Consider the following 9,717-nt stretch of genomic DNA (forward strand, 5'->3'; position numbering starts at 1 on the left):
CCGACGACTGGTCCCGCCGCGAGTCCAACCACCGAGAGACCGGCTCCGAAGCCTGACCGGGCTCGCGCCCTCCCAGCCGGGGCAGGGAGGAGCACCCGCGTGAAGTCCCGAGTTGCGCAATATGCGTTCCGCCTCTTTCAAAGTGTTTGCAGTCCTTTAAAGTGGTTGTGGTCCCCCAACCGGAGTTGGGGGACCATCCATCCACGAGAGGCGGTGCAGGCATGCGTGCGCTGTTCCGGCTCTCGCGCTCCGTCGTGCTCGCCACGAGCGTGCTGTTCCTTGCCGCGGGTGCCCACCTCGCGGGAGGCGGAAGCCTGCCGGACCCTCTCATCGTCCTCGGCCTCCTCGCCCTCGTGACCCTTCCCGTCATCGCACTGGCGGGCCGGAAGATCTCGACGCCCGCCATGTTCGCGGTGCTCGCGGCGGGACAGCTCGGGCTGCACGAGGCGTTCGCGTCGCTTTCCACCTCGACTTCGGGCGCCCCGGCCCTCGCCCCGAGTGCGGCCCACGTGCACGTGCTGACTCTGCTCGCCGCCGCCGGCCCGGGTCAACAGGTGCACACTGACACCGCACTCATGCTGCTCGCCCACACCATCGCGACGGTCCTCACCTCGCTGCTCCTCGCTCGGGGCGAAGCCGCACTCTGGGCCCTCCTCGCGTGGCTTTCTCCGCTCGTGCGGCTGCTCGTCGCGGCCTCGCCGCGGCCCCGGCCCGCAGTTCCCGCCTTCATTGAGGAAGCGCTCCCGCGCACGTGGCGCAGCCTTCGCCTGCCGTCGCGGCGGGGGCCGCCCTCGGCCTTCGCCGTCACCTGAGACGGCCCCGCCGCCCGCCCATCGCGGGATCCTCATCCTCCCGGCCGGGCACCTGCGTGCCCGCTCAACGAAGGCCAAGACCACCCATGAACAAGACCATCCGCCGCAGCCTGAAGACCCTGGGCACGGCTGTCGCCACCGCGGCTCTCATCGCAACCGGCGCCGCCGCCGCCTCGGCCCACGTCACCGTGGACCCGGACGATCCGGCAGCCAACGGCTACACGCACCTCACCTTCAACATGCCCAACGAGTCCGCCACAGCCAAGACCAGCAAGCTCGAGGTCAAGCTGCCGACCGACACGCCCTTCACCTCGGTCTCGGTCAAGCCCATCGAGGGTTGGACCGCGCAGATCGTCACGAGCACGCTGCCGAAGCCGGTCAAGGTCGAAGGGTCGACCGTCACGAAGGCTCCGACCTCGGTCGTGTGGACGGCGAACGACGCCGCCCACGAGATCGGCCAGAACCAGTACCAGGCGTTCTCCCTCTCGGTCGGGATCCTCCCGGCCGCGGGGACGAAGATCGTCCTCCCCGCCGTCCAGACCTACACCGACGGCACGGTGGTGAACTGGGACCAGACCCAGCAGGACGGACAGCCTGAGCCGGACCACCCGGCGCCGTCGTTCACGACGACGCCCGCGGACGACGCGAGCCCCGCGCCGACCGCGAGCGCGACCCCCGGCGCCCAGGCCGCCGACAGCGCGACGGCGGCCTCCCAGACGAGCGACGCGAGCGGCACCTGGGGCGTCGTCCTTGGTGCCATCGGCGCGGTCCTCGGAGCGGCGGCACTCGGCCTCGTCCTGAGCAGCCGCCGCAAGGCTGCCAAGTGACCCACCGTCGCGTGCGGAGCCTTGCGCGCGCCGTCGCCGTTCTGGGTCTGGCCGCAGGCCTGGCCCTCCCGGCGGCAGCCGCGCAGGCGCACGACGTGCTCGAGGCCACGAACCCCGCCAACGGATCGACGGTCGCCGCCGTCCCCGACGCGGTGGTCCTGACCTACGACCACACGCCGATCGCCATCGGCACCGAGATCCAGGTCAAGGACGCGAGCGGCACCAACCAGGCCGACGGCGCGGCAACCGTCGTCGACAACAACGTCACCCAGGCGATCAAGCCAGATGCGCCGGCCGGCAAGTACACGGTGGTGTGGCGCGTCGTCTCGTCCGATTCCCACCCGATCGAGGGCACTTTCACCTTCACGGCGAGGGCTGCGGGCGGGGGAACCTCGGGCGCAGCCGCGACGGACGGCGCCACGTCGACGACGGCGGCCGAGCCGACGTCGTCCTCGGCCTCCGGTGCCTCGGATGGTTTTCCGGTCTGGACGATTCCGGTCGGGGTCCTGGTGCTCGTCGTCATCGCGGGACTCGGCTGGTTCGTGCGGCGGTCCCTGTCCCGCGCTGCCGGGGAGTAGGCGGTCTGGGAACTCTTCTCTGGGAATAGTCTGGGAATTGCCCGCCACGTCTTGTGGAGCCTGTCATGGATCTGCGAAGGTCCTGCAGACTGCCTTGACACATCCTGTCAAGAACGGCGGTCCCTAGACAGAGGGGATGTCTCGTGAAGAGGAAGTTCTTGGCAGCCGCGGGCTCGGCCCTGCTGCTCGTCGTGGGTCTGGCGGCGACCCCCGCGACGGCGTCAGCAGCGCCGGGCCCGTCGGTCCACGGCGACCGCTCGATCCAAGTGTGTTCGGCGCCGAGGGCGGGCGAGGCCGCATGCACGGCGCGTCAGGCCGTAGACCCCGCCGGCCACGTGGTGGCGAACACAAGCGCTCCGCCCCCGACCGGCCTCACGCCGTCGCAGCTGCGCAACGCCTATCAGCTCACCGGGACCGCGTCCGGGGGCCGAACTGTCGCGATCGTGGACGCGTACGGGTATCCGAACCTCGCCCGTGACCTCGCCACGTACCGCTCGCAGTTCGGCCTCCCCGCTTGCACGACGGCCACCGGGTGCCTGCGCATCCTCAACGAGAACGGGGGCACGAAGCTCCCCCGCTTCAACCTCGGCTGGGCTCAGGAACAGTCGCTCGACGTGGACGCTGTCTCGGCTGCCTGCCCCGACTGCAAGATCGTGGTGCTCGAGGCCACCACCGCCTCGTTCACCGATCTCGGCACGGCCGTCCAGACGGCCGCCAGGCTCCCAGGCGTCTCCGCCATCTCGAACAGCTATGGCGGCTCCGACGCGGCTGATTCGACCTACGGGAAGTACTACAACTTCCCCGGCATCGCGGTGACCGCGAGCGCGGGCGACAACGGCTACCAGGGCGCCTCCTACCCGGCCTCCTCGAGCTACGTCACCGCCGTGGGGGGCACCTCCCTGGTCGCAGCGGCCAACGCTCGCGGCTGGAGCGAGACGGTCTGGAGCGGCACAGGCTCGGGCTGCTCGAGCCTCAATGCGGCGCTCCCGGCGGCTTCCGCTGACAACACGGGCTGCGCAGGCCGGGCCATGAACGACGTGGCTGCGGCTTCCGATCCGAACAACGGCGGCCTCGCGGTCTACTACCCGACCTCGAGCTCGACCTCGAGCTGGGGCCAGTTCGGCGGCACGAGCGAGGCCTCGCCGATCATCGCGTCCGTCTACACGCTGAGCGGGAACACCGGCTCGGCCGCGAGCGGCACCTACGCGAACTCGATCCCGTACGGGCACCCTGGCAACCTGTTCGACGTGAGCTCGGGAAGCAACGGCTCGTGCTCGCCCGCCCAGTGGTGCACGGCAGGCCCGGGGTGGGACGGCCCCACTGGTCTCGGCACGCCGGACGGCGTGAGCGGCTTCTAGCGCCTGCGCGTGGCTCCTGCGAGCACGAGGGCGACGGCGATCGGCACGAGGATGGCCAGCAAGGCCGTTCGCAGGCCGACGTGGTCGCCCAGGAAGCCGAGGAACGGGGGCCCGGCGAGGAACGCGATGTAGCCGATGGTCGCCACCACTGAGACCCGGGCGGCCGCGTGCCGGGGATCGTCCGACGCCGCGGACATCCCCATCGGAAACGCGAGCGCCGCGCCGAGCCCCCACAGGAGCGCGCCGACGGCCGCAAGCCAGTACGACCCCGCGAGGGAGTAGACGGCGAGTCCGACGAGCGCCGAGACCATGCTGAGGCGCAGGGCGACGACCCGGCCCAGCCGGTCGATGACGCGTCCTCCGAACCAGCGGGCGAGCGTCATCGCGCCCACGAACAGCGCGAACAGGGCCGCGCCGGCGGCCTGCGTCGTGCCGAGGCCGTCCACGGACCCCTTGGCGATCCAGTCGTTGCCCGCGCCCTCCGTGAGAGTCGCTCCGAGCACGACGACGCCGATCAGGAGCGTGCGCGGGTCGGTCCACGCTCCCCGCGCCCCGCCGCGCTCCTTCGCGGCCGGGGCCGGGGACGCGCCGTCGTGCGCGTTCGCGAAGGCCGCATCCGCGGAGACGGCACCGGCGCCCGCGGCACCGGCGCCCGCGGCCCCCGCGGCATGCGCGGTGAGCGGGAGGAAGTGCCGCGGGACCAAGACCATGATGACGGCGACGGCGGCCATGATCGCTGCGAGATGCAGCGGCAGCGGCACACCCACGGCGCTGAGCCCGGCGCCGACGATCGCGCCGAGGAACGCGCCCCCGCTGAAGCCCGCGTGGAACTGGGGCATGATCGTCCGGCCGAGGCGATGTTCGACGTCGGCCCCCTCGATGTTCTGCCCTACGTCCCAGAGGGCGATGCCCACGCCGAACACGGCGAGGCCGACAGCTACCAGCAGCACCGACACGATGAGCAGGCCGACGGCGAGCAGCCCTCCCGCAACGACGGCGAGCAGCCCTCCGAGGCGGACCGTGCGCACGATCCCCACGCGGCCGGAAATGGGCCCCACGAGCGGCATCGAGCAGAGCGACCCCACGGCGCCGACGAGCAGCACGAGGCCCATTTCTCCGGTCGAGAGCCCGAGGGTCTGGGTGACTGCCGGAATACGGGCGGCCCAGCTCGCGAAGATGAAGCCGTTCGTCGCAAAGATGACGAACGTAGCGATGGCCGCCCGGCGAACCGCCGCGCCGTCCACGGAGGCCTCGGCACCGACTGCCACGTTCTGCTCTCTTTCGGGGGTCATTGGCTCGCCTTCGTGAGGAAGTTCGTCAGGAGCGGGCCGGAGATGGTCGCGCCGAGACCGCCCTCGTCCACGAATACCGCGACCGCGAGGTCGCCCTGGACCCCGATGATCCACGCGTGCGTCTTGGGCGGGTTGTCGCTGCCGAATTCGGCTGTTCCAGTCTTGGCACCGACGGGGGCGCCGGGCACCGAGAGCAGGAAGCCAGCGTGGCCGCTCGTGACCACCGCCCGCATCATGGCCTGGAGCGGGGCGGCTTCCGCCGGTGTGATCGGCGTGGCCGCAGCCTGCGCTGGGCCGGGAGTCGAGGGTGCGCTTGGGGATGCTGCAGTCCCTGACGCGCCGGGCGACGCACCCGGCGACGAGGACGGCGCGTCCTCGCCGGCGTTCAGGACCAGGCGGGGCGAGACCAAGCCCCCCTTCTGGACCGAGGCAGCCATGACCGCCGCCGCGAGGGGCGACATGAGGACCCTCCCCTGGCCGATCATCGACGCCGCGTGCTCAGTCGTCCCGGCCGTGGCCGGAATGGAACCCATGAACGCGTCCGCGCCGAGCTGCGGCGCGTCGGTCCCCAGGCCGAGCGATGTCGCGGCGGCCTCGAGCTGCCCCTGTGAGACCTTGTCGCGTTGGGAGATGAAGGCCGTGTTGCACGAATGCGCGTAAGCGTCCTCGAGCGTGATGGTCCCGAGGTGGTCTTCCGGATAGCCCGTGGCGTTCTGGAACGTCTTGCCGTCTACCGTGAGGGTCGGCGTGCATTCGACCTTGAGGTCTGGTGTCGCGCCCTCACGGAAGAGCGCAAGCGAGTCTACGGTCTTGAAGATCGAGCCGGGCGCGTACTGGCCGAGCATCGCGGTGTTGTAGCCGTTGCTGCCCGGTCCGCTCGCCGCGGCGAGCACGGAACCGTCCGAGGGTCGGATTGCCACGATCGCCGACGCCGGGCCGACCGAGGCGAGGGTGTCGTCGGCGATCTGCTGGAGCTTCGGGTCGAGCGTCGTGCGCAGCGGCGTTCCCGCCTGGGGGGGCGCCGTGAACAGGGTGCGGGGCTGGTCGGGCCGCGGGCTGGCCGACGCGTCGGCAGACCCGGGAGTGGCGGACGACGACGGGCTGGCGCCGGCGCTCGACGTCGGCGACCCCCCGTCCTGATGGACCGCGAGAACGGTCACGCCGTCCTTGCCCCGCAGCTCGTCGTCGTACTTCGCCTCGAGCCCACCCTGCCCGGTCTGGTCACCCGCGCTCAGCCCGCCGTCGGACTTCTGGATCTGCTCGGCCGTCGCGTCGCCGACCGTGCCGAGCACCGCCCGGGCGAACGCGCGGGTCGGCGCGAGCGGCAGAGTGCGGCCGAGGGCGAAGGCGCCCGGGATGGCGGCAATCTGGCTGTCTGTGGGAGTGCGGTCGGGGGCGTCGCGCAACACGATGGCCTGGACGAATGCCTGGGGACCCGACGCCGCGACCTGCTTCGCGTACTCGGCAGGGTCGAGCCCGACGAGCGACGCGAGGGCGCGAGCGGAGGAGTCGAGTTGGGCGGCCGGAGTCTTGGCCTTGTCGAGGCCCACCCGTTTGACGGGCCGTTCGGTGACCAGTGGGGCGCCGTTGGCGCCGAGGATGTCGCCCCGGGCCGGCGCCGTCGTCCGGATCGCGAGGACCTCGCCGGACTGAAGCCCCGGCGCGATGAGCCCCGGTGTCCACTGCACGGCCCAGTGCCCATTCGACTGGGCGACCTCCGCCGTCGTCGTGTACTTCCATTCGCGCCCCGAGAGCTCCCAGCGGAAGTCCAACGGCACCGAGGTCCTGCCGTTCGCAGTCGTGGCCTCCCCCGCGGAAACGGACGGCTTGACGCCGCCGAGGGCCGCCACGATCGTCTTGAGCTGGTCCTGGGCCGCCGACGGATCCGTTCCCGCGAGCGCCGCGTGGGAGACATCGAGCGACGAGAGGCCGCTGCTGAGTTCCTTCGCTGCTGCCTCGGCCGCGGCCTTCGACCCGTCGTCGCACGACGTCAGAACAGTCCCGAGCAGCACGGCGGACAGGACAAGAGAAGCGGCGCGAATGTTCCCCACCGGCTCAGCCTAGTGGTGGGGGTGTCCGCTCCGCAGGAGGCTGCCGTGCTAGAGGCAGACGCTGGCGGAAGTTGTGGCTTCCGGCGTTCGGGAAGCTGACGCGCTGCCGCCGGGCGCTGGCCCGGTCAGCCCGCAGGCGCGGGGGCCGGAATGCGTTCGCGGGTAGGGCGGAATCCGTGTTCGACGGCCCAGAGGATCGCGTTGGAGCGGTTCGTGACGCCAATGCGTCGGTAGCAGCTCCTGATGTAGGTCTTGACGGAGTTGATCGACAGGAGCGTGCGCTCCGCAATCTCGGCGTTGCTCAGTCCCTGGGCGATCAGGGCGAGGACTTCGGCTTCGCGCTGGGTGAGACCCTCTTCCCTGCCGGGCCAGTCGCCGCCGACCACCGTCGTCGTCCCCTTGGTCTGCGGCTCTTCGGGCTGTTCGCCGCGGTGCACCGCCTGCAGGGCCGCGACGAGCTGCCCGGCTGGCAGCGCCTTGGACAGGTAGGCGCTCGCGCCATTGGCGATGGCCGCATCGATCAAGGCCTCGTCGAGGTTCCAGGAGTAGACCACGACCTTACCCGCCAAGGGGTCCTGGGACAGTTGGTGGACGGCCTCGCTGTCGCCCTGGGTGGCCGCGAAGGTGTCATAGAGGGTGATGTCCACCGGCTCGGCCGGATGCCTGCCCGCGTCCAGTTCCACGATCTCCACTTGGTCCCGATAGGAGCGGAGCATGGCGGCCACCCCGTGCACCACGATTTCGTAGTCGTTGACCAAAGCGACGCGCATGGGCCCCATCTTCCCACCCCTTGACCCCTTTCTTCACACCCTCAGGGGTGAATACACCTCTCCCCTTGGGGGGTAGCGTCGTTTGCGTGGTCTGCCACGGGTGGTTTCGGCCGGGCCTGTGATTTCGACCGGACCCACGGAGAGGGAGGAAGGAAGCTCGGATCCGTTGCCATCACACGTCCCGGCCCAGGCCCCGAGCACAGTGGGCACCTTGGCCCGGCTGAGCGGCCCCCAGAAGGTCATCGTCCAAGGAGCTGGCGGCGAGATCCACGGGTACGCGGTCGAGGCCGATGGGGAGCGGATCCTCGTGCTCTGGGCGCTCCCTTCGGGTCGGTGCCGACGCAAGAGCGTCTCTCGGGAGGACGTCTACCTGCCAAGCCGCTCACGCCCCTGGTCAGGGCTGGCCATCGCTCCGGAACAGCTCCGCGCCTGCTCCCGGGGCATCCGCTGAGCCCGTCGCCCCCTGCGCGACCCGCCTCGCACACCCGGCTCCCCGACTCCCAGAGAGGACCATCCGACATGGACACCCCCGAGCCCCCCGCTGCGGATACCGCCAGGCCGCGCGGCAACTGGCCGGGTCCAGGGCCGGCCGCGGATGCTGGACCAGAGGATCTGAGGCAAGTGGCCGGCCTCGCCCTGGCGAAGGCCATCCGAAAATACCGGAGATCGGTAGGCATGGTCTTCGTACCCAAACCGGTGCCCGCCGTCCTCGCGGCCCTCCGGCGCCGCCTTCCCCGACGGGCCGACGGTCTCCACGGTGCCCCGTTCGTCCGCCGCGACCAGGACTCGGGCACGGTCTTGAGCCCCTATCCCGACAAGGCCACGTGGCCGCACTCCGACGCTCTGCAGATCCTCAAGAGCCGCTCCATCGACCTGAACCTGAAGCCACAGGACGGGGACGGGAGCACTTCCCAGCAATCGACGGCCTCCGAAGCCGAGCAGCAGGCGCCGCGCGGCTTCGGGGCCAAGGGCAGCGAAACCTGATCGCTGGCTCCGGGCTGTACCTGACCTACCGGCAGCCCTGGAGCAAAGGCGGTGCACGGACGGAAGGTAGGCCGGCATGCCGTGCTTGACCGAGCGCCCGGAAGCTAGGACTCGCCGTCCTAGGAAGCACCCGCCATGCCCACGGCGCTGACATGGCCCGCACACGTCCGTAGCGTTGAAGCCATGTCCCGATCACCAGAAATCACCATCCCCACCGTGACGCTCAACAACGGGGTCGAGATCCCCCAGCTCGGCTTCGGCGTCTTCCAGGTCCCGGCCGAGGACACCCAGCGCATCGTCGAAGAGGCGCTCGACGCCGGTTACCGGCACATCGACACGGCCGCCGCCTACCGCAACGAGGCTGGCGTGGGTGCCGCCATCGCCGCTTCCGGCATCCCACGGGAAGAGCTGTTCGTCACCACGAAGCTGCGCAACGGGGAGCAGGGCCAGGCCCGTGAGGCGTTTGAGGCCAGCCTCGAAGCCCTGGGCCTCGACTACGTCGACCTGTACCTGATCCATTGGCCCGTGCCCTCCCAAGGACTCTTCGTCGAGGCATGGAACGCGATGGAGGGGCTCCACTCCGCCGGCTTGGCCCGCGCCATCGGGGTCTCGAACTTCCTCGCCCCCCACCTCGAGGCGCTCCTGGCAGCGAGCCGGGTGGTTCCGGCCGTCAACCAGATCGAACTGCACCCGACGTTCCAGCAGCGAGACCTGGCCGCCCTGAGCGCGTCCAAGGGCATCGCCGTCGAAGCGTACAGCCCGCTCGGTCAGGGCGCCGACCTGAGCGCCGAGCCGGTGAAGGAGCTCGCCGCGAAGTACGGGGCAACGCCTGCCCAGATCGTGCTCGCTTGGCACCTGAACCACGGCACCATCGTCATCCCGAAATCGGCAAGTCCTTCGCGCATGCGCGAGAACCTCGGCGCCATCGGCATCGAGCTCACGGCCGCGGAGGTCGCGGAGCTCGACGCCGTGGAGGCCGGGACCAGGATCGGCGGCGACCCGGCCACCGCAGCCCATACGCAACTTTGATCTCTTGATCCGGGGG

10 protein-coding genes are annotated in these 9,717 nt (G+C 70.7%); 7 read left to right on the plus strand and 3 right to left on the minus strand.

The window, feature by feature from the left end:
- The first annotated feature begins 221 nt into the window (after positions 1 to 221).
- The 4 genes from V7053_RS15990 to V7053_RS16005 all read left to right on the plus strand — a co-directional run bounded on the left by V7053_RS15990 (position 222) and on the right by V7053_RS16005 (position 3,575).
- Positions 222 to 812 (plus strand): hypothetical protein, encoded by a 591-nt coding sequence (locus tag V7053_RS15990; RefSeq protein WP_334173264.1) that lies wholly within the window; start codon positions 222 to 224, stop codon positions 810 to 812.
- 86 nt (positions 813 to 898) lie between these two features.
- On the plus strand, positions 899 to 1,639 hold the full coding sequence (locus V7053_RS15995) for a YcnI family copper-binding membrane protein (protein ID WP_334173265.1): 741 nt from the start codon (positions 899 to 901) through the stop codon (positions 1,637 to 1,639).
- On the plus strand, positions 1,636 to 2,217 hold the full coding sequence (locus V7053_RS16000) for a copper resistance CopC family protein (protein ID WP_334173266.1): 582 nt from the start codon (positions 1,636 to 1,638) through the stop codon (positions 2,215 to 2,217). The genes V7053_RS15995 and V7053_RS16000 overlap by 4 nt, the downstream gene beginning before the upstream one ends.
- A 143-nt stretch (positions 2,218 to 2,360) precedes the next feature.
- Positions 2,361 to 3,575 carry a S53 family peptidase gene (locus tag V7053_RS16005; protein WP_334173267.1) on the plus strand — a complete coding sequence of 405 codons (1,215 nt, stop codon included), beginning with the start codon at positions 2,361 to 2,363 and terminating at the stop codon, positions 3,573 to 3,575.
- Here V7053_RS16005 and V7053_RS16010 read toward each other — a convergent pair.
- The 3 genes from V7053_RS16010 to V7053_RS16020 form a co-directional block, all read right to left on the minus strand.
- Positions 3,572 to 4,867: an MFS transporter gene (locus V7053_RS16010; RefSeq protein WP_334173268.1), complete on the minus strand. Its 1,296-nt coding sequence runs from the start codon at positions 4,865 to 4,867 to the stop codon at positions 3,572 to 3,574. The genes V7053_RS16005 and V7053_RS16010 overlap by 4 nt on opposite strands.
- Positions 4,864 to 6,918, minus strand: a complete 2,055-nt coding sequence (locus tag V7053_RS16015; RefSeq protein ID WP_334173269.1) for a penicillin-binding transpeptidase domain-containing protein — start codon at positions 6,916 to 6,918, stop codon at positions 4,864 to 4,866. Before V7053_RS16015 ends, V7053_RS16010 begins: the two co-directional genes overlap by 4 nt.
- Positions 6,919 to 7,043: 125 nt before the next feature.
- Positions 7,044 to 7,688 carry a response regulator transcription factor gene (locus V7053_RS16020; RefSeq protein WP_334173270.1) on the minus strand — a complete coding sequence of 215 codons (645 nt, stop codon included), beginning with the start codon at positions 7,686 to 7,688 and terminating at the stop codon, positions 7,044 to 7,046.
- Between the two features lie 166 nt (positions 7,689 to 7,854).
- Here V7053_RS16020 and V7053_RS16025 point away from each other — a divergent pair, with 166 nt between their 5' ends.
- From V7053_RS16025 to V7053_RS16035, 3 genes are all read left to right on the plus strand, one after another.
- On the plus strand, positions 7,855 to 8,139 hold the full coding sequence (locus V7053_RS16025) for a hypothetical protein (protein ID WP_334173271.1): 285 nt from the start codon (positions 7,855 to 7,857) through the stop codon (positions 8,137 to 8,139).
- 170 nt (positions 8,140 to 8,309) lie between these two features.
- The gene (locus V7053_RS16030) at positions 8,310 to 8,672 is read left to right on the plus strand and encodes a hypothetical protein (RefSeq protein WP_334173272.1); all 363 of its coding nucleotides are present in this window, start codon (positions 8,310 to 8,312) and stop codon (positions 8,670 to 8,672) included.
- Positions 8,673 to 8,855: 183 nt separating this feature from the next.
- Positions 8,856 to 9,701 carry an aldo/keto reductase gene (locus V7053_RS16035; RefSeq protein WP_334173273.1) on the plus strand — a complete coding sequence of 282 codons (846 nt, stop codon included), beginning with the start codon at positions 8,856 to 8,858 and terminating at the stop codon, positions 9,699 to 9,701.
- Positions 9,702 to 9,717 lie beyond the last annotated feature (16 nt).

It is taken from the genome of Sinomonas sp., assembly GCF_036848755.1.
Taxonomy (GTDB): Bacteria; Actinomycetota; Actinomycetes; order Actinomycetales; family Micrococcaceae; genus Sinomonas.

Bases quoted from the DNA above. Each gene is read 5' to 3' on its own strand.
- V7053_RS16020 (WP_334173270.1), bottom strand. From the start codon at position 7,688: ATGCGCGTCGCTTTGGTCAACGACTACGAAATCGTGGTGCACGGGGTG.
- V7053_RS15990 (WP_334173264.1), top strand. From the start codon at position 222: ATGCGTGCGCTGTTCCGGCTCTCGCGCTCCGTCGTGCTCGCCACGAGC.
- V7053_RS16010 (WP_334173268.1), bottom strand. From the start codon at position 4,867: ATGACCCCCGAAAGAGAGCAGAACGTGGCAGTCGGTGCCGAGGCCTCC.
- V7053_RS15995 (WP_334173265.1), top strand. From the start codon at position 899: ATGAACAAGACCATCCGCCGCAGCCTGAAGACCCTGGGCACGGCTGTC.
- V7053_RS16035 (WP_334173273.1), top strand. From the start codon at position 8,856: ATGTCCCGATCACCAGAAATCACCATCCCCACCGTGACGCTCAACAAC.